The sequence below is a fragment of the Streptomyces sp. TLI_053 genome, assembly GCF_900105395.1.
Taxonomy (GTDB): domain Bacteria; phylum Actinomycetota; class Actinomycetes; order Streptomycetales; family Streptomycetaceae; genus Kitasatospora.
In genome coordinates this window covers 8,526,006-8,546,774 of record NZ_LT629775.1, presented here as the reverse complement: position 1 = coordinate 8,546,774, position 20,769 = coordinate 8,526,006, and the positions used below count along the sequence as shown (strand labels likewise).

Genomic DNA, 20,769 nt, shown 5'->3' with positions numbered 1-20,769 from the left:
GCGGTCGCTCGCCGCTCTCCCGTCCCCGGGCCGGGCTCAGGCCAGCTCGGGGACGGTGCGGTGCAGGCCCTTGCGGTCGTAGTAGCGGGTCATCGCGAAGCCGAAGAGCAGCGCCGCGACGGTGCCGATGGCGATCCAGACCCAGGCCCGGGTCAGGCCCGCGTCCGCCCGGGCGTCGAAGAACAGGATCGCCCGCACGCCGTCGGTGAGCTGGCGCATCGGCTCGAAGAGCGAGAGGAAGCGGTAGAACGACGGCAGGGCGTCCAGCGGGATCGTCGCTCCGGAGGACGGCAGTCCCAGCACGATGAAGACGAACATGCTGATCAGCAGGCCGAGCCCGCCGAAGGCCGCGTTGATCGCCTGGACCCCGAGGCCGACCGCGCTGCTGGCGCAGACCGAGAAGATCCACAGCAGCGGCAGGTGGTCGGCGTCCATGTCGAGGATCACCGCCGCCGACAGCATGATCAGCGAGGACGTCAGCAGCGACAGGCCCACCGACATCGCGCACTTGACGGCGAGGGTGCTGGTGCGGCTGATCGGCACCACCGGGTGCCGGGCACGCCAGGGACCGACCTCGTTGTCCGCGTAGCCGAGCGCGACGTCGACGCCGTTGCCGATGATGTTGGCGCCGAAGAAGCCCGCCAGCACGAGCAGCAGGGTGTAGTAGAAGGCCGACAGCCCGAGTCCGCTGCGGTTGCCGATCGGGTGGCCGACCGTGGTGGTGAGGGCGATCGGGTCGGCGATCAGCAGCCGGGCCGCGTCGCCCGCGCCCCGGGCCTGCGGCAGCGCGGCGAGCTTGCCGCCGAGGGCCAGCGAGGCCTGGTGGACGGCCTGCTGGCCGATCTGGGCGGCCAGCGAGGAGCCCAGACTGCCGACGCCCGGGTTGGTGTACTGGAGCACGGTGGGGCGTACCGGCTTGTCGCTCGTGCCCCCGAGGGCGGCGACGGTGGCGGTGAAATCGGGCGGCACCCGGAGCGCCCCGTAGATCTTGCCGGAGGCCAGCTGCTCCTCGGCCGTCGCCTCGTCGAGCTGCCGCCAGGACACCGCGTCGCCCTGGCCGGGGGCGGTGGCGATGCCGGTGACGACCTGTTCGCCGAGGTTCTGCTGCTGTCCGGCGACGGCGGCGCCGCGGTCGGTGTTCACCAGCGCGATCGGCAGGTCGTGCAGATCGCCGCGGGGGTCGAGGATGCCGCCGAGGTAGAGCAGCGACATCAGCAGACTGAGCAGCCCGACCAGGACACCGGGGACCACCCAGATCCGGGGGTTGCGCAGTACCCGGCGCGCCTTGACGCCGGTGGGCAGTTCGGGCCGGCGCGGCTCGGGCAGGGTCGGCTCGGGCTGGGAGGGCATGACGCTCCGTAGGGTGGTCGGCGGTCAGACGGACCCTAGGAGCCGGTCACCGACGGGCCGTGGTGCCACGCCGCCGGGGTCACCCGGGCGCCCGTACGGTCCGCGCGAAAATGGGTGGAGGACCGCACGTGATCGAACTAGGTTGGAGCCGCAGTGCCATGGCACCGCGGGCCGAATCCCCCGAAGCGTCGCAGAGGACCACATGACCGACCTGTCCGACGAACTGCTCCCCACCACCCGCCGCGCGCTGCTGCACCGCCTGGCCGTCGCCCAGGCGGAGGGCCGCACCCCCTCGATGGTCGCCGGCGTGCTCCGGGACGGGCGGCTCGTCTGGAGCGGCGCCCGCAGCATGGTCGACGGTCACGCGCCGACCACCGACGTCCAGTACCGGATCGGCTCGATCACCAAGACCTTCGTCGCCGTGCTCGTGCTGCGGCTGCGGGACGAGGGCCTGCTCGACCTCTCCGACCCGCTGGGGCGCCACCTGCCGGGCACCCCCGCCGACGGTGCCACCGTCGCCCAGTTGCTCTCGCACTCGGCCGGCCTCGCCTCCGAGACCCCGGGGCCCTGGTGGGAGCGGACCGACGGCGCGCTCCGCCCCGGACTCGCCGACGTCCTGGAGACCGAGCGCCCGCTGCGGCATCCGGCCGGGCGGGTCCACCACTACTCAAACCCCACCTACGCGCTGCTCGGCGCCCTGGTCGAGCGGCTGCGCGGCGGCGAGCACTGGGGCGAGGTGCTGCGCCGGGAGGTCCTCGAGCCGCTCGGCATGGACCGCACCGGGCTGCTCCCCGAGCACCCGCACGCGGGCGGCTTCGCCGTCCACCCGTGGGCCGACGTGCTGCTGCCCGAGCCGCTCACGGACACCGGCCGGATGGCCCCGGCCGGCCAGCTCTGGTCCACCGTCGCCGATCTCGCCAAGTGGGCCGCCTTCCTGACCTCCGGCCACGAGAAGGTCCTGTCCGCCGGGACCGTGGCCGAGATGCGCCGCCCCGCCGTCGGCACCGAGCCCGACGACTGGAGCGAGACGTACGGCCTCGGCCTCCAGCTGGTCCAGCACGACGGCCGGATCCTGCACGGGCACTCCGGCTCGATGCCGGGCTTCACCGCCGGGCTGTGGGTGAGCGAGGCGGACGGCCTGGCCGCGGTCGCCTTCTCCAACGCCACCAGCGGCCCGCGCACCGCGGCGGTCGCCGCCGAGCTGCTGGCGCTCACCGCGCAGCACGAGCCGCGGATCCCCGAGCCCTGGCGCCCGCTGGCCGAGTTCGACGAGCAGCTGCTGGCCCTGACCGGTCCCTGGTACTGGGGCGCCGCGCCGCACGGTCTGCGGCTCACGGCGGACCGCGGGCTGGAGCTGTCGGTGCTCGGCCGCGCCGGCCGGGCCGGCCGCTTCCGGGCCGAGGCGGACGGCACCTGGACCGGCCTGAACGACTACTACGCGGGCGAGACCCTGCGGGTGGTACGGGCCGCCGACGGCTCGGTGAGCCACCTGGACATCGGCTCCTTCGTGTTCACCCGCGAGCCGTACGGACCGGCCGACGCGGTCCCGGGCGGCGTCGACCCGCAGGGGTGGCGGGTGTACTGAGCCCCGCCGCCCCCGGCAGCCCCTCCCCGCCGCGCCCTCCGTCCCGGGTCCGCGCGCGCCGTTCCGGCTCCGCCGCCCTAACCACCCCCGCCCGGGCCCGGCGCGGGGGCGGCGGCGGGGCGCGGCGGGTACGCGCCGCTGCGCAGCGCGTGCACGGCGCGCGCCACGTACCCGGCGAGCAGCAGCCCGCCCGCCATCGCGCCCGAGGCGTAGGTGTCCGCCGCCTGCGCCTCGGCCCACCCCGAGGTCGCGCCCAGCACCAGGTACGGCGCCACCGCGACCGCCAGTGCCACGGCCAGCGCCACCAGCGCCGCCCGGGGCCGCCGGTCGTCCTCCCAGCAGCGCTCGCCGACCAGGTGCAGGGCGACGGCCATCGCCACCACCAGGCACCACCACGGCGAGGGCGCCAGCCCCACCGCCCGCGCCAGTGCGTACACGACGGCGAGTCCGCCGGTCGCCGCCGTCTGGCACACCAATACGTCTGTCATGTCGCTGGCAAAGGTCCGCCAGAGTCCCGCCCCCGGATTCCACCCCATGCAGCGGAGGATAGGGCGGCGCCGCGGTGCCCAACAGGTGTCCCGCACACGTCGGGTGGTCGCATTCAGCAGGTGCACATCTGCGCTCCGCCGAACGGCAACGTGGATGCCAGCGGACTTGGAGAGACATACGGGTGCCGGTTCGCGGACCCGACTGTACGGGTCCGACCCGGGCCGCTGCCACGGAACGCCGTGGCGGCCGTCGTCCGTGCTGCCCTGGAGGGTCTGCCATGACCACCGTCCCCACGTACACTCCGACCGCAGTCACCCCCACCCGGGCCACCCCGGTGCCCGCCGCGCGCCCGTCCGCCGCGTCCGGCTCCGCCTCCGCCGTCTACACCGTCTCGCTGGCCCGCGACGAGGCCGACGTCCGCGCCGCCCAGCGGCTGCGGCACCAGGTCTTCGCCGACGAGCTCGGCGCCAGCCTGCACAGCACCGTCCCGGGGCTGGACGTCGACCCGTTCGACGACTTCTGCGACCACCTGCTCGTCCGCGAGGGCGAGGACGGCGCCGTCGTCGGCACCTACCGGCTGCTGCGCCCCGAGGCCGCCCGCCGGGCCGGCCGGCTCTACTCGGACGGCGAGTTCGACCTCGGCAACCTCGCCCCGCTGCGCGACGGGCTGGTCGAGCTCGGCCGCTCCTGCATCGCCGCCGAGCACCGGGGCAACGGCGCCGTCATCAACCTCATGTGGGGCGGCATCGCCCGCTACCTCGCCGACACCGGCAACACCTGGGTCGGCGGCTGCTGCTCGATCCCGCTGGAGGACGGCGGCGCCACCGCCGCCCGGGTCTGGGACACCGTCTCCGCCAAGCACCTCGCCCCCGAGCAGTACCGGGTCGCCCCGCACCGCCCCTGGGACGCCACCGGCGTCGCGCGGGCCGACCGGGCACCGCTGCCGCCCCTGCTCCGCGGCTACCTCCGGCTGGGCGCCTGGGTCTGCGGCGCGCCCGCGCACGACCCGGACTTCGACTGCGCCGACCTGTACGTCCTGCTGTCGCTGGAGCGCACCGACCCGCGCTACCTGCGGCACTTCCTGTCCGGCGTCGGCGGCGTGGGCGCGGCGGCCGCGCCGGCCCCGGGCACGCGGACGGACGCCGGTACGGACGCGGTGGAGGCGGGACCGGCCTCATGAGCGTCTGGCTGCCGACGGCCTCCTGCACCCCGGAGGCCTGTCTGACCGATCCGGCACCGACCGTCGCCCTCCCCCGCCGGGTGCTGCGGCTGACGGGCTTCCTGGTGCTGCTCGTGGCGGGGCTGGCGCTGATCCCGCCGGTGCGGCTGCTGCCGCCGGGCCCGCGCGGCGCGCTGGCCCGGTTCTGGGCGCGCGGGCTGCTCGGCGCGCTGGGCGTCGCGGTCCGGATCGTGCCCGGCCCGGCCCCGGCCGGCCCGGGCGGGGTGCTGCTGGTGGCCAACCACGTCTCCTGGCTGGACATCCCGCTGATCGCCGCCGCCCGGCCGGGCCGGTCGGTCGCCAAGACCGAGGTGCGGGACTGGCCGGTGCTGGGGCGGCTCGTCGCCTGGGGCGGCACCGTGTTCCTGGACCGCGACCGACTGCGCGCCCTTCCGGCGACCGTCGCCGAGGTGACCGACCGGCTGCGGGCCGGTCACCCGGTGATCGTGTTCCCGGAGGGGTCCACCTGGTGCGGACGGGAGAGCGGACGGTTCCGGCCGGCGTTCTTCGAGGCCGCCGTCCGGTCCGGCGCCGCCGTCCAGCCCGTCTCGATCCGCTACCGGCTCGCCGACGGGCGCGCCACCAGCGCCCCCGCCTTCGTCGGCGAGGACGACCTGGCCACCTCGCTGGCCCGGGTGGTCGCCGTCCGCGGCCTGGTGGCCGAACTCACCTTCCGCCCGACCGTCCCCGCTCCGGCGGCCGACCCGGCCCGCCGCTGGGCGGCGCGGAAGGAACTCGCCCACGCCGCCCAGACCTCGGTGGAGGGCATCCGCTGAGCACCGTCGCCGGCGGCCGACAGAACCACGGGACAACCATCCGGTGAACTCCGTTCTTCGGCCGCCCGCCCGACCCCTGCCCTGACACAGTGTCAGTCATGCATGAGGGAACGGCTGTTGAAGAGCCGAGACTCACCGTCAAACGCCAGCGCTCGATCGTCCGCAGGCGCCCCCGGTTCACCGCCGCCGTGGCCGGGCTGCTGGCGCTGTTCCTCGCCGGCACCACCTCGCTGGCACTCTCCGGCCACCTGCTGCTCCCGTTCGACAAGGTCCTCCTCCTGGAGGGCCGCACCGGCTCCAAAGCGGCGTTCTTCGAGGACCCCGAGGTCCAACGGCTGCTGCTGCGCCACGGCATCCGGGTCCACGTCACCGCCTCCGGTTCGCAGGAGCTGGTCAACGGCGACTACTCCCGGCTGGCCTTCCTCCTCCCCTCCGGCCGGCCGCCGGCCAACGACATCCTGGCCCGGCTGAAACGGGAGAACGGATACTCCAAGGCGTACAACCCGTTCGTCAGCCCACTGGTGCTCGCCACCTACCGGGACTACGCCCGGACCCTGGAGGACAACGGGATCGCCACCCCGCAGTACCCGACCGGGCGCGGCGAGGAGCCTCTCTACTACAGCCTCGACCTGGCCGCGTTCCTGCAGCAGGGGGCCACCCACCGGTCCTGGAACGACCTCCGGATCGACCGCCACGGCACCACCAACGGCAACGTCGTGGTCGCCCAGACCTCCCACATCTGCCAGTCGAACTCGGCCGAGACCTTCCTGGCCCAGGTCGCGTTCACCGAGAACGGGGGCCGCGTCCCCGAGGGCCCGGGCGCCGACGAACTCGCCGACCGGATCAAACCGCTGCTCTCGGCGCAGGGCATGCCCGGGGTGGACGTCTTCGAGCCGTACGCCAGCCCCGAGGGCCGCGGCATCGCCCCCGTGGTGGTGGTCTACGAGCACCAGTACCTCGCCTACCAGACGCGTTTCCAGGACACCCGGCACCGGCTCGACACCGAGCGCGTCCTGCTGTACCCGACCTCCCGGTTCATCACCCAGCCGCAGTACATCTCGCTCCGGCCGGAGGCCGACCGGCTCGGCGAACTGCTCACCCACGACCGCCGGCTGCGCGAGCGCGCCGTGGCCCTGGGCTTCCGCACCATCGGCGACGACACCGACTCCGGCGAGCTCCGGACGTACCTCGGCGCGCGCGGCATCCCGGCCCCGGACACCCGCACCGACGACACCAGGACCGTCATGCCGACCCAGGAGATCCTGAACCGGATGGTCCGCAGGGTCGGCGACTGTCCGGCCGACCCCGGCACCCCGGCTCCGGGAGCGACCCCGTGAACCCGCCGGACCGGTGGCACCGGCGCACCCGGGGGCGGCGCGCCGACCGTGCCCGCCGCCGCGTCCGCTCCGCCGCCTCCACCACCACCACCACCGCCGCTCGACTGCCCGCCCGGGCGCTCCTCGCCCTGGTCCTGCTCGTCTGCTCCGCCGCCCCGGTGGCCGGCTGCGGTCCGGGCGCACCCACCGGCACCACGCTGTCCGTCCTGGCCAGCGCGGAGCTGACCGACCTCCGGCCGGTCCTGGACGACCTGCGCCGCGCCACCGGGATCGCCCTGGAGCTGGACTTCGGCGGCACCGTCAGCGCGAGCGAACTGCTCGGCTCCGGCACGCCCGACCGGCACCACCTGGCCTGGCTCTCCTCCGACCGCTGGCTGCGACTGAACGTCAAGGCCGCGGGCGGGACGGGCACCCCGCTCTCCACCCGCACCATGATGTCGCCGCTCGTCCTCGGCGTGAGGCGGAGCACCGCGCACCGCCTGTGGCCCGGCGCGGGCGCGCGGCAGCCGTCCTGGGCCGACATCGCCGCGGCGGCCGAGCACGGGGAGCTGCGGTACGCGATGAGCGACCCGACCGTCGCCCACAGCGGGCTCGCCGCCCTCGTCGCCGTGGCGACCGCCGGCGCCGGGACCGGCGAGGCCCTCCGCCCGGAGGACGTCGCCCAGGACCGGGTCCGCGGTTTCCTGACCGGCCGGACCCTCGCCGCGCCGTCCACCCACGCCCTGGTCGACGCCTACCTCGACCACCAGGACCGGGCCGACGCGGTGATCGCCTACGAGTCGGACCTGCTCGCGCTCGGCGGGGACGGGCGCCTGCGCGAACCGCTGGAGCTGGTCTACCCGCAGGACGGCATCGTGCTGTCCGACTACCCGCTGCTGCTGCTCGACCCGACGAAGCGGGCCGCCTACGACCGGGTGCTGGCGTGGCTGCTCGCGCCCGCCGCGCAGAAGAAGATCATGACGCTCACGCTGCGCCGCCCGATCGACCCGGCCGTCGACCGGGATCCCCGGCTGGAGCGCCCGATCGGCAACGCCCTCTACTTCCCCGACCGGCCGGAGGTCGTCCAGCGCCTCCTGGCCCAGTACCGGGCCGACACCCCGGCGACGGGCCCGGGCCCGACCCGCTCCCCGGCACCCTCGCCGCCGGCACTCCCACCGCCCCCGTGACCCGGGCGGCCGACGTGACCGCACAGCCCTCGTGGCCCACGGCCCGCGTGCCCCACAGCCCTCGTGGCCCACAGCCCTCGTGTTCCGCACAGCCCTCGTGATCGGAGACCGGTGACCATTCTCGACGAGTCCTCGTGGGGCGTGCTCGGGCTCGAACTCGCCACCTGGCTGGTGGCGTTCGGCAGCCTGGTCGCGCTGCTGGCCGTCGGCGGCCTGGAGCTGCGCCGCAAGCGGCCGCCGGCCGGCGTGGACGTCACCACCAAGGCCTGCGTCCACCTGGACGACAAGGCCGTCATGGACATCTACCGGATGGGCCGCTACACCGCCGCCCTGACCCAGGAGGTCGAGCAACGGATCACCCGCAACCTGCACTTCGGCGGCGAGCTGCCGGGCACGACGGTCGGCATCGGCACGGAGGCCGCGGAGGAACGGATCAGCCGGTACGTGCGGAGCGACGCGCCGATCGACGTGATCGGCGTGATCATCAAGGCGCTCGACGACCGGGACGGCATCATCCACGCCGACCTGCTGTCCGGCACCGTCCGGAAGAACCGGGCCCTGGCCCGGTCGCTGGACGTGGTCGAGGACTCCGGTCCGCGTCCGCCCGGGGTCCGGCTCTCCCGGGCGGAGGCGTACGTGCTGCTCCGGGGGAAGTTCCAGGCCGTCGCTCCGGGGCCGGACACCGCCGAGGGCAGCACGGTCTTCCTGGCCCGCTACGGCCGTCCCGGCGATCTCTCCCGCAGCGGGCGGGTACGGGTCACCTGCACCCGCCCGGGGCTGAGCGACTCCGCGGCCGGCGCGCAGACCCGCGCCGGGTACTGCCTCGGCACCGTCCACGGCTGGGACCCGGCGGAGGCGACGCTGGAGGTGCATGCGATCGCCGTCTTCCGCTGACGGCCGCGGGGCGCCGCTCCCTCACTCCGGCCGGGCACCGGCCGGGGCCTGCGCGCGGGGCCGGGCTCCGGCCGGGCCCCGCGGTCCCGCCGGGCCCGGCGCGGCCCGGCGCAGCAGCAGGGCGACCAGCACGGCGGCCAGGGCCAGGGCGGCGGAGCCGCAGCGCAGGGCGAGCTGGATACCGTCGGTGAAGGCGGCCTCGACGGCCGACCTGACCGGTCCGGGCAGCCCGGCGGTGGCCGCGCCCGGCGCGGTGGCGGCGGTCAGGGCCTCGGGCGGGAGGCCGAGGCCGGCCAGGGAGCCGGCCAGGCGGTGGGTCAGGACGGCGCCGAGGACGGCGATGCCGAGCACTCCGCCGAGTTCGCGCAGGGTGTTGACGGTCGCCGAGGCGGTGCCGATCCGCTCCGGGGCGACCCGCTGCAGGACGGCGATCGAGACCGGGGTGAAGGTCGTCCCCAGGCCCAGGCCGAGGACGAACAGCGTCCACAGGTACTCCGCGTAGTGGGCGTTCTCGCCGTAGCGGGAGAGACCGGCAAGGCCGACCGCGCACAGGGCGATGCCCAGGACCAGCGGGAGCCGGGGTCCGTACCGGCCGGTCAGCTGCGCCGAGAGCGGGCCCGCGACGACGATCATGGCCGTCATCGGCAGCCCGGCGAGACCGGCGGCCGTCGGGGACCAGTCCAGGACGCCCTGCATCAGCAGCGGCAGGAAGAACAGCGCGCCGAACATTCCGAAGCTCACCGCGAATCCGCCCAGCAGCGCGCCGCCCAGCACGCCGTCGCGGAACAGCCGGAGATCGAGCATCGGCTCGGCGGTCCGCAGTTCGAGCAGCAGGAACGCCGTCAGCAGCAGCACCGCGAGTGCCGCCGTGGTGAGCACCCGGCCGTCGGTCCAGCCGCGGTCCGGACCCTCGACCAGGGTGTGGACGGCCGCGCCCAGGCCGAGCGCCGAGAGCACGAGGCCGCCGAGGTCGATCCGCCGGGCCCGGCCCGGGACGGCCGGGAGCACCCGGGCCGACAGGACGAGCGCGGCGACGCCGATCGGGACGTTGATCCAGAACACGCTCGCCCAGCCGAAGGCCTCGACCATCGGGCCGCCGACCACCGGGCCGACCGAGAGGCCGAGCGCGGAGACGCCGGACCACCGGCCGATGGCCCGGGTGCGCTCCCGTTCGTCGGTGAAGACGTGCCGCAGGATGGCGAGGCTGCCGGGGGTGAGCAGGGCCGCGCCGACACCCTGGAGCATCCGCGCGGCGACCAGGGCCCCGGTGGTTCCGGCCAGCGCCCCGGCGGCCGACCCCAGCGTGAACAGCGCCAGGCCCAGCCGGAAGACGGCGGTGCGGCCGTACCGGTCGCCGAGCGCGCCACCGGTGAGCAGCAGCGCGGCGAAGACCAGGCTGTATCCCTCGGCGACCCACTGGAGGCCGGTGATGCCCGCGTCGAGGTCCTCGCCGATGCGTGGCAGGGCGTTGTTGACGATGACGTTGTCCAGCATGGACATGAACATGGTGGTGCACAGCGTCGCGAGCGCGAGCCGCTGGCGGCGCCGGACGTCCGGCGCCCCGCTCTCCCCCATCGGGTGTTCCTCTCTCGTGTTCCCGGGACACCTGCGTGCCCCCGGGATCCCTAACGGCGTTAGGGGCGGGTTCGACGGGGGACAGCGTGCCCCTAACGGTGTTAGATTGCAACTGGAATTCGGGCCCGGCCCGCTCCGCCCGAAGAACAGCGAGGACCTCATGCCTGCCGACGAGGACGACGCCGCCCAGCCCGGACTCACCCGCGACGCCCTCGCCCGGGCCGCCCTGCGGGTCCTGGAGCGCGAGGGCCTGGCCGGCCTGTCGATGCGCAAGGTCGCCGCCGAGGTCGGGGTCAGGGCCGCCTCGCTGTACTGGCACGTCCGCAACAAGGAGGAACTGCTCGACCTGCTCAACGACGCGCTGATGGCCGACGCCGAGGCCCCGCCGCGCACCGGCGACTGGCGCACCCAGCTGCGCGGCTACTGCCGGCGCTACCGCGCCCACCTGCTGGGCAGGCGGGACGCGGCCAAGGTGGTGGCGGGCCGGCTCGCCCCGGGCCCCCACCTGCTGCGGCTGATGGAGGACCAGCTCGACCGGCTGCGGGAGGCCGGCTTCTCCCCCGCCGACAGCGCGATGATCTCCTATCTGCTCGGCGCGTACGTCCAGGGCTTCGTCCTCCAGGAGGAGTCCCCGATGGCGGCCGCCGAGACCGCCGGAGCCGGGCGGCGCGAGGTCGCCGACGCCGCCGCCGAGCGCTTCCGCGCACTGCCCGCCGCGGAGTTCCCCAACCTCGTCGCGATGGCCGACGACCTGACCGGCCCCGATCTGGACGCCCGGTTCGACTTCGGCCTCGACCGCATCCTCGACGGACTCGCCGCGCTGCTGCCGCCCGACCGTCGCTGATCCGTCCGAGCCGTCCGGCCGCGGACTGCCCCGCGACCGCCCGACCGTCCCCGCCCGGCAGGTCGGCCGGTCCGACATCCCTGGTCGCGACGGGCAGTGACGACCCATCAACGGTCCGAACACGGGGGGTGACAGCGCCGCCCCGGCGGCCGACACTGGGAGGAAGAAGCTCCCACATCAACGGGTCGGCCGGTGCCGGCCGGTACCGGCCGCCGAGAGGGCAGGCCGGCCATGAGTACGCCGTCCTCCAGACTCCCGATCGTCTATGTCCGGGGATACGCCGGTGGCACCCCCGGGATCGAGAAGGCCGTGACGGATCCGTTCTACGGATTCAACGAAGGCTCGACGCACATCCGCGTCGGGCGCCAGGACTCCCCCGTCTTCTACCAGTTCGAAAGCCCGTTAGTGCGCCTGCTCACCGACGAGGGCTACCACGTCCTCGTCGAGGGCGGCCAGGAGGCCTATCTGGCGAACCACCCCAAGGACATCCGCCCCGACAGCATCTGGATCCACCGCTTCTACGACCGCTGCTCCGGCACCTGGGGCGGCGAACCCGAGGCGTTCAGCCTGGAGCACGCCGCCGAGGACCTCCTCCGGCTGATCGAGGACCTGCGGGAGCGCACCGGCGCGCCGCGGGTCCACCTGGTCGCCCACTCGATGGGCGGACTGATCTGCCGCTGCCTGCTCCAGAAGGTCATCCCCGAGCAGCGCCGGGGAAAGCGCGCCACCGACTACGTGTCGAAACTGTTCACCTACGGAACGCCGCACGGCGGCATCACCTTCGCGGTCGGCTTCGGCGTCCCCGAACTCCTGCGCGACACCTTCGCCCTGAACGGCTCGGACGTCTTCGGACCCGACCGGATGTACCAGTACCTGACGCCGGATCCCGCTCCGGACGGGCCGCCGGACGGCTGGCGGGCCGTCGACCTGCCGGACGACGACGGCAGCGGGACGCCCCAGGAGGCCGCGGGCGGGTTCCCGCTCGACCGGATCTTCTGCATGATCGGCACCGACTCCGAGGACTACGACGTCGCCCACGGCATCTCCGCCTCGGCCGTCGGCCCGCGCAGCGACGGTCTGGTGCAGATCGAGAACGCCCAGGTCACCGGGGCCAACCGGGCGTTCACGCACCGCAGCCACAGCGGCCGGTACGGACTGGTCAACTCCGAGGAGGGCTACCAGAACCTGCGCCGCTTCCTGTTCGGAGACCTGCGGGCCCGGGTCGACCTGGTCGGCGTGACCCTGCCGGACCGCGACCCGGACGTCACCTGGCAGGCCGAGGTGCGGCTCCAGGTCCGCGGACTGCCGGTACTGCTGCACGAACGCGCCGCCCCGCACTGGTGCCCGGTCCAGCTCTCCGACCCCACCTCGGCCACCCGTCAGGCCCGGGCCGGCCGGGACGGCGCCGTCCAGCTGGCGACCACCTTCCTCTCCAGCAAGCTGCTCCCGCCGCGGGAGGACGCGGAGCGCTCGGCGGTGGACAGGGCGGTGGACGGGACACGGCCGGGGGCGAGCGAGCCGGTGCGGTTCGCGCTCGACCTGCGGGTGCTCGGGCTCAAGGAGCACAACGGGTTCTTCGGCTTCGGCGACCACCTGGAGCAGACCGCCGACTTCGCGGACACCCTGATCGTCGACGTGGACACCGACTCCCCGCGTCCGGCGGCCTGGGCGCACTGGAACTCCGAGGTGGACGGCGCGATCCGGGACCTCCACCCGAGCGGCCCGCCGCTGCCGGACGAGGACCCGCGCGCCGACGCCTGGCTCGCCCACGTCCCGCTTCCGGCCACCACCCGCCCGATCCTCGGCCCCGACGCCAGGATCCGGCTCACGGTCGGCCCCTGGAGCTGACCCCGACTCCGCTCCCGGCTCCACGGCTCCGGCTCCACGGCTCCGGCTCCGGCTCCGGCTCCGGCCATGGCTTCGGCTCCGTCCTCGGCCATGGCCTCCGGCCTCAGTCGTGGCCGTGCCAGTCGGCCGCCGGGGGGTCGGTCCTGGGCTCGGTGCCGGAGAAGGTCCAGGCCGCGGCCGCCGGGCCCAGCCGGGGGTCGGCGCCGGGCTGCGGGCCGGTACGCGATCCCGGCTCCGGCGGCGGCCCCTCGGCGGCCAGCAGCACCCGGCGCAGCAGATCGGCGAGCTGGTGCCGCTCGGCCGGGGAGAGCACGCCGAGCAGTCGGTGCTCCTCCCGGCCGACCACGTCCAGCGCCTGCGCCCAGGCCAGTCGGCCCTGTTCGGTCAGTTCGACGTCGACCCGGCGGCGGTCGTCGCTGGACGGCGTGCGGACGACGAATCCGCGCCGTTCCAGTGCCTCCAGACGCCCGGTCACCGAGGCGGGCGCCAGGCCGAGGTCGGCGCGCAGCTCGGACGGGGTGGCCCGGCCGCCGCGGCCGGCCAGCCCGTGCAGGGTGTCGAACTCGTGCTTCTGCAGTCCGTAGTCGGCCACGCCCTGCTCACGGACCCGGCCGAGGTGCCGGGTGAGCTTGCTCATCCGGGTGACGGCGCCCTCGACGTCCGGATCCAGGTGCGGCAGCACCGGCCGCCAGCGGTCGACGTGGCCGTCGGTCCAGTCGCGGGGCCGGTCGGCCGCCGCCCGGTGCGTCGCGGGTGTCCCGGGTGTCATACCCCCGAGTCTAGGCGGCCCCCGACCAGGGGCTTTCGGGTTCCCGATATTTCGTTGACGAAATTTCGGCACCGAAATACAGTGCTGCCGTGACTTCGACCCACCACCCGCACCCGCTGCGTCTGCCCGCCTTCCGACTGCTCTTCCTCGGCCGGACGATCTCCACCCTGGGGGACGCCGTCGTCCCCGCCGCCCTCGCCATCGCCGTCACCCGGGCGACCGGCTCCTCCTCCGCGCTGGCCCTGGTGCTGGGCTGCGCGATGGTTCCGCGCCTGCTGCTGCTCCCCCTGGGCGGCGTCGTCGGGGACCGGGTCGACCCCCGGCTGGTCGCGCTCGTCACCGATCTGGTCCGGGCCGTCGCCCAGATCGCCGTCGGTGTCGAACTCCTCGGCGACCGGCCCAGCCTCGCCGCCGTCGCGGCCGCCGAGGCCGTCGGCGGCATCGCCTCGGCGTTCGCGATGCCGACCGCCAGCCCGCTGGTGGCGGTCGCCGTGGACGGTCCGCAGCGGCTGCGCGCCAACGCCCTGCTGGCCTCCGCCGTCAACGGCGCCCGGCTCGGCGGCCCGGCGCTGGCCGGCCTCCTCGTCCTGACCGCGGGCCCCGGCTGGGCGTTCCTGCTGGACGGCGCCTCCTTCCTGGTCAGCGCCGCGCTGCTGACGCGGCTGAAGGTGCGCCGTGCCCCGGCCGAGCGCAGGTCGTCGCTGCGCGCCGACCTGGTCCGGGGCTGGAGCGAGGTCCGCTCGCGCGACTGGTACTGGACCAGCCTGATCGGCCATGCCGTGTGGAACGGCGCAGCCGCCGTCCTGCTCACCCTCGGACCGCTGATCGCCTCCCGGCGGATGGGCGGGGAGGGCGTGTGGATCGCGATGACCCAGGCGGCCGCCTTCGGCGTGCTGGCCGGTTCGCTGCTCGCCGGCCGGTTCCGGCCCCGGCGCCCGCTGCTGGTCTCCTCCCTCGGCCTCGCCCTGTACGCGCTGCCGCTGGTCGCCCTGGCGGCGACGGCGCCCGCACCGGTCACCGTCGCCTCGTACGCCCTGGCGATGACCGGGCTGGGCTTCCTCAACCCGGTGTGGCAGACCGTGGTGCAGCAGGAGTTCCCGCCGCAGGTGCTGGCCCGGGTCACCTCCTACGACTGGCTGCTGTCGCTCGCCGCCGCCCCGCTGGGGTACACGCTCGCACCGCTGGCCGCGGACGCCTGGGGGAGCACCGGGCCACTGCTCGTCACGGCCGCCCTGGTAGCGCTGGCCTGTGGCGGGGCCGCCGTCGTCCCGGGTGTCCGCCGGATCGGGTGCCGCACCGACGCGGACGGCCTGACGGAGAGTCCGGCGGGCGGCCCGGCGGACGGCCGGCACTCCTCGGGCAAGGGCCCGGCGGCGACCGGCCCCCAGGTCACCGGGGCGCCTCCCGCAGCCGAGGAGGCCGCGGTCGGGGCCGCCCGGCGGGACCCTACGATACGCACATGATCGCCTATGCCCCAGCGGCCTTCTTCTTCCTCCTCTGCGGAATCGGAGTCCTGCGCGACCGACGCAAGTTCAGCAATGCCGTCCTGCTCGGCATCGGGGTGTCGCTGCTGGCCCTGGCGCTGATCGCGGAGGTGCGCCGGGCGCCGACCCTGGTGGCCGAGCTGACGGTGGCCGTCATCGCCCTGCTGCCGACGGTCGGCACGGTGGCCCTGGTCTGGTTCCTCCTCTCCAACGGAGTGACGATGATCCGCAAGGAGGGCCGGCGGCCGGCGAACCTGCTCTCGCTGCTCGCCGGCCTCGGCATCATCGGGCTGATCGGTCTGCTCGGGGCAGCCGTCGTCACCGACTCCCCGCGCCTCGGCGTCCTCGCCGCCACCGCGCTCCTGGTGGTCGGCTACGTGTCCTTCCTCTTCGTCTGCTTCGTCGGCTACGCCTTCCTCTACCAGCGCCACCTGCCGCGCAAGGAGGTGGACTTCGTGGTGGTACTGGGCTCGGGCCTGATCGGCGGCGACCGGGTGCCGCCGCTGCTCGCCAGCCGGCTCGACCTCGGCCGCGCGCTCTACGAGCTGCAGTCGGCACGGGGCAACCCGCCGGTGCTGATCACCTCGGGCGGCCAGGGTCCGGACGAGAAGGTGCCGGAGTCGCACGCGATGGCGGACTACCTGCTCGAACGCGGCTTCCCGGCCGAGCACCTGGAGCGCGAGGACCGTTCCCGGACCACCGAGGAGAACCTGCTGTTCAGCAAGGAGATCATGGAGCGGTCGAAGCCCGACTACCGCTGCGTGGTCGTCACCAACAACTTCCATGCCTTCCGGGCCGCCCTGACGGCCCGCACCACCGGGGTCAACGGCCAGGTCTGCGGCTCCCCCACCGCCCGGTACTACTGGCCGAGCGCGACGATCCGCGAGTTCGCCGCCGTCTTCCTGTCGCACAAGTTGGTCAACTTCGGGATCTGCGGCTTCGTCGCCGTCTGCGGACTCGTCGCCGCGGCGCTGAGCCCCGGCGCCTGACCCCACCCCGGTCGTGGGTGGTACCGCCATGGCGGCACCACCCACGACCGGGCACCGGGGGACGGCCGTTGGCGCCATGGCGACCGGGGAGGGGCCCGGGCACGCTGCACGGCAAGGTCCTGCACTCCTCCCCCACCCGGAGTCCCCCATGGCCGTGTCCCCCACCGCCCCGCCGACCGCCCCGCCGACCGCTTCATCGACCGCCCCGCCGACCGACCGCCGCGTCCACCGGGCGGGCGGCGCAGCCCGCGCAGCCCTCGTCGCGCTGCTCACCGCGGCGACGCTGCTGCTCCCCACCACCGCCTCGACGGCCGCGACCGCGCCGACGCCCGCCCACGCCCCAGCCCCCGCCGCCACCTCCGCCTCCGCACGATCCACCACCAACGGCACCTTCCAGGAGGTCACCGGGTTCGGCAGCAACCCCGGCAACCTCGCGATGTACACCTACACCCCGGCCGCGCTGCCCGGCGGCGCGCCCCTGGTGGTCGCCCTGCACGGCTGCACCCAGACCGCCGACGACTACTACCGGCACTCCGGCTGGCCCGAACTCGCCGACCGCTACCGCTTCGCCGTGGTCTTCCCGCAGACCGGCACCACCAACAACCCGCTCTCCTGCTTCCGCTGGTTCGACGCCGCGCAGAACGCCCGCGGTGTCGGCGAGGCCGCCTCCGTGCTCCAGATGGTCACCAGGGCCGGGGACCTCTTCGGCACGGACCGCGGCCGGGTGTTCGTCACCGGCCTGTCCGCCGGGGGCGGGATGGCCGCCGACCTGCTGGCCGACTACCCGGACGTGTTCGCCGGCGGGGCCGTCGACGCCGGTCCGCCCGCGCACTGCGCCGCCACCCTGTCCGCGGCCTCGTCCTGCCAGAACAACGACCAGCGGCTCACGCCCGCCCAGTGGGCGGAGAAGGTCCGCCGCGCCGACCCCGGCCACCCCGGGCCCTGGCCCCGGGTGGCGATCTGGCAGGGCACGGCCGACACCACCGTCCGGCCGGTCAACGCCACCGAACTGCGCGACCAGTGGACGGAGGTGTGGGGCATCGGCCAGAGCCCCTCCGGCACCCGGAGCCTGCCCGGCGGCACCACCGAGACCCGCTACGACGACGCCGGTGGGCGGCCAGCCGTCGCGCTGTACTCGATCGCGGGCATGGGGCACGGACTGGCCGTAGCCCCGGGCTCGGGAGCGGACAGGTGCGGGGCCACCGGCGCGTACTTCCTGGACGCGATCTGCTCCGGCTACCACACCGCGCTCTTCTGGGGCCTGGACGGCGGCGGGCCGACGGTCCCGGGGCTGCCCGCGCCGAGCGGGCTGACGGCCACCGTGACCGGGGGCGACACCGTGGCGCTCGGCTGGCAGCCCGTCACCGGCGCCGCCTCCTACCGGGTCTTCCGGGACGGCGCCCCGGTCGCGGACCCGACCGGCACCACCTGGACCGACAGCGGTCTGAGCGCCGGCACGGCCTACGGCTACGCGGTGGCCGCGGTCTCCGCCGACGGCACCGCGGGCACCCGGTCGGCCGCCGTCACCGTCACCGCACCGGGCGGCCCGGCACCGTGCTACACCACCGACAACTACCACCAGGTGGCGGCCGGGCGGGCCACCCTGAGCGGCGGCCTGGTGTACGCGCTCGGTTCCGGACAGGCGATGGGGCTCTGGAACACCTTCACCGTCCACACCCTGCGCCGGACCGGCCCCGGCTACTACGTGCTCGCCGACGGCTCCTGCTGACCGCCCCTCCCGTCCCCTCTCCTTTCCTCACCTCCCGCACCACCACCCTCCGTCCGCGGACACCTTGACGAAAGGTTGACCTGCTCACGGCAGAACGTTGGGGACCCTCGCTCCTATGGTCGGCCCATGCCTCCACTGCCCCCAGGCCCAGGACGGACAGCCGCGCTCCCGGTGCTGCCCTACCGCAAGCCCACACCCGGCCGCGACTACTGGGTGTTCGACGACGTCCTGCCGGACCCGGACGCCGTCCGCCGCCGCTGCCTCGACCGCAACGACTGGACCGAGGGCTACCCCTACCGACCGGAATCCTGGCCCGGACTGCGCACCATGCCCGGTCTCGAGCCCGACGAACTGGCCCGGGTGGAGGCGCTCGTCCGCAAGGCCACCGGAGCGTCACGGCTCTGGGTGCAGAGCGCCCCTGGCGGTGGCACCCTCAACCACAACTGCATCCAACTGGTGGGCACCGCCGAGTCGGAGTCTCGTCCGCACACCGACTCCCGGGCGCTGTGCCGCTTCGCGGCCGTGCTCTACCTCAGCCCCGGCGCGCCGAAGGACGCCGGCACCGGCTTCTACCGCCAGCAGTTCCCCGGCGGCCGGCTCGGCGGCAACCTGGTCACCGCCCCCCACAACAACCTGGTCGAGGCGCTCGGCACCCGCCGCGTCCCGGCCGACGCCTTCACCGAGGACGTGCGCGTCCCCAACCGCTACAACCGCCTGCTCGTCTACCACGCCAACCTGATCCACAGCGCCACCTCGTACCACGGCCTGACCCTGGAGGAGCGGCGGATGACCGCCGTCTTCTTCTGGATGGCCTGACGGCCCCACCCGACCCCCACCCCCCACACCGCGGAACGCCGTCCCTGCCTCCCCGAAGGGCGAGGGGCGGCGTTCCGTGCCCCGCGAGGGCCAGGCGGTGGAGAACGGCGACGACGAGGACGACGAGGGCGTCCGGCTGACACCCACCGGCCTCGGGGCCTCGGTGAACCCGATCGCGGTCCTCGGCGAGCCCGGCGCCGGCAAGACGGTGCTCTACAAGTCGCTCTCCCTCGCCTACCGGGGCGGCGCGAGCGACAGCACCATCAGTCCCCGTCCGGAGAAGCACCAGAGCCTGCTGCGGATCGACGGCGCCAAGCAACTGCGCCTCTCCGTGGTGGTGATCCCGGGTCAGGCATCGCACGAGCGCGAGCAGGCCGTGCGGGAGACGATGCTGGGCGACGCCTCGCCGCGCGGCATCATCTACGTGACCTGCTGGGGCCACAACCGGATCTGGCACCGCGGTGTCCAGCAGGAGGTCCAGGAGACCCTGGAGTACGAGCACGGCACCGTCACCGCCGAGGACCTGCGCGAGTGGCACCTGGAGAAGGAGCGCGCCGACTTCCGGGAACTCGTCTACCGGATCATCGACAAGGAGGTCGCGAAGCGGCTGGAGTGGCTCGCCGTCGTCGTCTCGAAAGCGGACCTCTACTGGGACCGGCTGGACGAGGCCCGCGACTACTACATCCCCGGCGGACCGGGCGGGCCCGGCGCGGAGTCGAGGTTCTGCAGACTGATGCGCGACCTGGAGAAGGAGACCCGGCTGCGCATCGCCGTGGTCCCGATGAGTTCCCGGCTGATCCGGTACAAGCCGCTTCCGGGGCTCGGCGCGCAGCGGTCGCTGCTGGACGACCCTCAGTTGGGCCCGCTCCGCCGCAACCTCGGACGCACCGTCCAGGAACTGCTCCTCCCGGAGCGGAACGGGGCCGGCCGTGGTCGCCGGTGAGCGCGGGGACCACGGGGACCGCCGCGAGCGGCGCGGCGGGTTCGAAGAGGACCTGGTGAAGGCGGAGGGGCGGTACACGGCGCTCGAACCGGAGCGGGCCAGACTGCGGTACCTGCTGGTCCTGCGGGCCGTCGTCGTCGGCGGCGGCGCGGTGGCCCTCGTCCTCGGCACGGCCGCGGCCGGGTCGGGACCGCTCTGGCCGGTCCTCGGCACGGCGGCGGCCGTCGCGCTCCTGACGACCGCCACCGTGCTCGGCCGCGTGTCCGTCGCTCCGCTCCGGTCCCGGATCCAGGTCGAGGAACGGGCGGTGCTCCGCGAGGTCGACCGGCTCCGGGAGACCCTCGTGCGGGTGTCCGTCCGGGAGCAGTGGTCCCCGCACCACCTCAGGCACGTCCGGCAGCGGCTTTCCCGATTCCCAGTAGAGGCAGGGCAGTACTGATGTTGGAACGCATCGCCAAGCAGTTCGGGCTGGCGACCGCCGGAGCCGCCCTGCTCACCGTCGCCGGCAGTCTGCTCGCCTCCCGCAACCCGGGGCACTTCCAGCGGGTCTTCCACGACGACTGGGACTACATCAGCGTCGGGTTCGTCCTCCTCATCACCGGCGCGCTGATCTGCGCGGACGGCCTGGTGCTCTACTTCAGCACCTACGGCGGGTTCAAGGACGCCAACGTCAAGCGCGGCGCCCTGCTGACGGCCGGCGGTCTCGTACTCGCCGGCACCGGGATCGCCGCGCTGGCCCTGAAGCTCTTCGGCTGACGTCCCTTCCCGCGGGGCGGGCTCTCGAGGAACGGCCTGCGCGGCCGGGAGACCCAGGTCGGCGGCGGCGGGACGACCCCGGCTCTCGAGGAACGGCCCGGCGGCGAGGATCGGCCCGGCGGCGAGGATCGGCCCGGCGGCGCGCGCACGACCAAGAGCGCTCCACCGGCGTGGCGGCCCGCCCCCTGGCCCGTCGCGGT

The 20,769-nt window shown here is 74.6% G+C and carries 18 protein-coding genes and 1 pseudogene; 15 read left to right on the top strand and 4 right to left on the bottom strand.

Going from position 1 to position 20,769, the window contains the following annotated elements:
- Window positions 1-36 precede the first annotated feature (36 nt).
- Window positions 37-1,350, bottom strand: coding sequence for a YhgE/Pip domain-containing protein (locus BLU95_RS35625; protein ID WP_093863618.1), 1,314 nt, complete (start codon window positions 1,348-1,350; stop codon window positions 37-39).
- A gap of 202 nt (window positions 1,351-1,552) precedes the next feature.
- Between BLU95_RS35625 and BLU95_RS35620 the strand changes: the two genes are divergently transcribed.
- Window positions 1,553-2,935, top strand: coding sequence for a serine hydrolase domain-containing protein (locus BLU95_RS35620; RefSeq protein WP_093863617.1), 1,383 nt, complete (start codon window positions 1,553-1,555; stop codon window positions 2,933-2,935).
- A 77-nt stretch (window positions 2,936-3,012) separates the two neighbouring features.
- On the opposite strand, the gene BLU95_RS35615 is transcribed toward BLU95_RS35620, so the two are convergent.
- Complete coding sequence (locus BLU95_RS35615; RefSeq protein WP_159425130.1) at window positions 3,013-3,423, bottom strand: hypothetical protein; 411 nt, start codon at window positions 3,421-3,423, stop codon at window positions 3,013-3,015.
- Window positions 3,424-3,701: 278 nt separating this feature from the next.
- On the opposite strand from BLU95_RS35615, the gene BLU95_RS35610 reads away from it, so the two are divergent.
- The 5 genes from BLU95_RS35610 to BLU95_RS35590 all read left to right on the top strand — a co-directional run bounded on the left by BLU95_RS35610 (window position 3,702) and on the right by BLU95_RS35590 (window position 8,816).
- Entirely contained in the window at window positions 3,702-4,604 is a 903-nt protein-coding gene (locus BLU95_RS35610) for a GNAT family N-acetyltransferase (RefSeq protein WP_093863615.1), read from the top strand.
- Window positions 4,601-5,419 carry a lysophospholipid acyltransferase family protein gene (locus BLU95_RS35605; protein ID WP_093863614.1) on the top strand — a complete coding sequence of 273 codons (819 nt, stop codon included), beginning with the start codon at window positions 4,601-4,603 and terminating at the stop codon, window positions 5,417-5,419. Before BLU95_RS35610 ends, BLU95_RS35605 begins: the two co-directional genes overlap by 4 nt.
- A gap of 98 nt (window positions 5,420-5,517) precedes the next feature.
- A complete protein-coding gene (locus tag BLU95_RS35600) occupies window positions 5,518-6,756 on the top strand; it encodes a hypothetical protein (protein ID WP_231978048.1) in 1,239 nt (412 codons plus the stop codon).
- The gene (locus BLU95_RS35595; protein ID WP_093863612.1) at window positions 6,753-7,922 is read left to right on the top strand and encodes a substrate-binding domain-containing protein; all 1,170 of its coding nucleotides are present in this window, start codon (window positions 6,753-6,755) and stop codon (window positions 7,920-7,922) included. Before BLU95_RS35600 ends, BLU95_RS35595 begins: the two co-directional genes overlap by 4 nt.
- A 111-nt stretch (window positions 7,923-8,033) precedes the next feature.
- Window positions 8,034-8,816 carry a hypothetical protein gene (locus tag BLU95_RS35590; protein WP_093863611.1) on the top strand — a complete coding sequence of 261 codons (783 nt, stop codon included), beginning with the start codon at window positions 8,034-8,036 and terminating at the stop codon, window positions 8,814-8,816.
- Between the two features lie 21 nt (window positions 8,817-8,837).
- Here the strand turns inward: BLU95_RS35590 and BLU95_RS35585 are convergent, their stop codons facing one another.
- Window positions 8,838-10,391: an MFS transporter gene (locus BLU95_RS35585; protein WP_093863610.1), complete on the bottom strand. Its 1,554-nt coding sequence runs from the start codon at window positions 10,389-10,391 to the stop codon at window positions 8,838-8,840.
- Between the two features lie 106 nt (window positions 10,392-10,497).
- On the opposite strand from BLU95_RS35585, the gene BLU95_RS35580 reads away from it, so the two are divergent.
- Window positions 10,498-11,235, top strand: coding sequence for a TetR/AcrR family transcriptional regulator (locus BLU95_RS35580; protein ID WP_159425129.1), 738 nt, complete (start codon window positions 10,498-10,500; stop codon window positions 11,233-11,235).
- A gap of 231 nt (window positions 11,236-11,466) precedes the next feature.
- A complete protein-coding gene (locus BLU95_RS35575) occupies window positions 11,467-13,083 on the top strand; it encodes an alpha/beta fold hydrolase (protein ID WP_093863608.1) in 1,617 nt (538 codons plus the stop codon).
- A 247-nt stretch (window positions 13,084-13,330) separates the two neighbouring features.
- On the opposite strand, the pseudogene BLU95_RS35570 reads toward BLU95_RS35575, so the two are convergent.
- Window positions 13,331-13,852: pseudogene (locus tag BLU95_RS35570) on the bottom strand (MarR family winged helix-turn-helix transcriptional regulator); the annotation flags it as partial.
- A gap of 89 nt (window positions 13,853-13,941) precedes the next feature.
- Between BLU95_RS35570 and BLU95_RS35565 the strand changes: the two are divergent.
- The 7 genes from BLU95_RS35565 (at window position 13,942) to BLU95_RS35535 (ending at window position 20,569) form a co-directional block, all read left to right on the top strand.
- A complete protein-coding gene (locus BLU95_RS35565) occupies window positions 13,942-15,315 on the top strand; it encodes an MFS transporter (protein ID WP_093863606.1) in 1,374 nt (457 codons plus the stop codon).
- The gene (locus BLU95_RS35560; RefSeq protein ID WP_093863605.1) at window positions 15,312-16,325 is read left to right on the top strand and encodes a YdcF family protein; all 1,014 of its coding nucleotides are present in this window, start codon (window positions 15,312-15,314) and stop codon (window positions 16,323-16,325) included. The genes BLU95_RS35565 and BLU95_RS35560 overlap by 4 nt, the downstream gene beginning before the upstream one ends.
- 148 nt (window positions 16,326-16,473) lie before the next feature.
- The gene (locus BLU95_RS35555) at window positions 16,474-18,054 is read left to right on the top strand and encodes an extracellular catalytic domain type 1 short-chain-length polyhydroxyalkanoate depolymerase (RefSeq protein ID WP_093863604.1); all 1,581 of its coding nucleotides are present in this window, start codon (window positions 16,474-16,476) and stop codon (window positions 18,052-18,054) included.
- 126 nt (window positions 18,055-18,180) lie between these two features.
- Complete coding sequence (locus BLU95_RS35550) at window positions 18,181-18,870, top strand: DUF6445 family protein (RefSeq protein ID WP_093863603.1); 690 nt, start codon at window positions 18,181-18,183, stop codon at window positions 18,868-18,870.
- Between the two features lie 76 nt (window positions 18,871-18,946).
- Complete coding sequence (locus tag BLU95_RS35545; protein WP_231978047.1) at window positions 18,947-19,813, top strand: P-loop NTPase family protein; 867 nt, start codon at window positions 18,947-18,949, stop codon at window positions 19,811-19,813.
- Entirely contained in the window at window positions 19,800-20,252 is a 453-nt protein-coding gene (locus BLU95_RS35540) for a hypothetical protein (RefSeq protein ID WP_093863602.1), read from the top strand. The genes BLU95_RS35545 and BLU95_RS35540 overlap by 14 nt, the downstream gene beginning before the upstream one ends.
- The gene (locus BLU95_RS35535; RefSeq protein ID WP_093863601.1) at window positions 20,252-20,569 is read left to right on the top strand and encodes a hypothetical protein; all 318 of its coding nucleotides are present in this window, start codon (window positions 20,252-20,254) and stop codon (window positions 20,567-20,569) included. The genes BLU95_RS35540 and BLU95_RS35535 overlap by 1 nt, the downstream gene beginning before the upstream one ends.
- Window positions 20,570-20,769: the final 200 nt, after the last annotated feature.

What these genes read in the sequence shown, in the direction of transcription:
- BLU95_RS35625 (WP_093863618.1), bottom strand. Translation starts at nt 1,350, where the DNA reads ATGCCCTCCCAGCCCGAGCCGACCCTGCCCGAGCCGCGCCGGCCCGAA.
- BLU95_RS35620 (WP_093863617.1), top strand. Translation starts at nt 1,553, where the DNA reads ATGACCGACCTGTCCGACGAACTGCTCCCCACCACCCGCCGCGCGCTG.
- BLU95_RS35615 (WP_159425130.1), bottom strand. Translation starts at nt 3,423, where the DNA reads ATGACAGACGTATTGGTGTGCCAGACGGCGGCGACCGGCGGACTCGCC.
- BLU95_RS35610 (WP_093863615.1), top strand. Translation starts at nt 3,702, where the DNA reads ATGACCACCGTCCCCACGTACACTCCGACCGCAGTCACCCCCACCCGG.
- BLU95_RS35605 (WP_093863614.1), top strand. Translation starts at nt 4,601, where the DNA reads ATGAGCGTCTGGCTGCCGACGGCCTCCTGCACCCCGGAGGCCTGTCTG.
- BLU95_RS35600 (WP_231978048.1), top strand. Translation starts at nt 5,518, where the DNA reads ATGCATGAGGGAACGGCTGTTGAAGAGCCGAGACTCACCGTCAAACGC.
- BLU95_RS35585 (WP_093863610.1), bottom strand. Translation starts at nt 10,391, where the DNA reads ATGGGGGAGAGCGGGGCGCCGGACGTCCGGCGCCGCCAGCGGCTCGCG.
- BLU95_RS35575 (WP_093863608.1), top strand. Translation starts at nt 11,467, where the DNA reads ATGAGTACGCCGTCCTCCAGACTCCCGATCGTCTATGTCCGGGGATAC.
- BLU95_RS35560 (WP_093863605.1), top strand. Translation starts at nt 15,312, where the DNA reads ATGATCGCCTATGCCCCAGCGGCCTTCTTCTTCCTCCTCTGCGGAATC.
- BLU95_RS35555 (WP_093863604.1), top strand. Translation starts at nt 16,474, where the DNA reads ATGGCCGTGTCCCCCACCGCCCCGCCGACCGCCCCGCCGACCGCTTCA.
- BLU95_RS35550 (WP_093863603.1), top strand. Translation starts at nt 18,181, where the DNA reads ATGCCTCCACTGCCCCCAGGCCCAGGACGGACAGCCGCGCTCCCGGTG.
- BLU95_RS35535 (WP_093863601.1), top strand. Translation starts at nt 20,252, where the DNA reads ATGTTGGAACGCATCGCCAAGCAGTTCGGGCTGGCGACCGCCGGAGCC.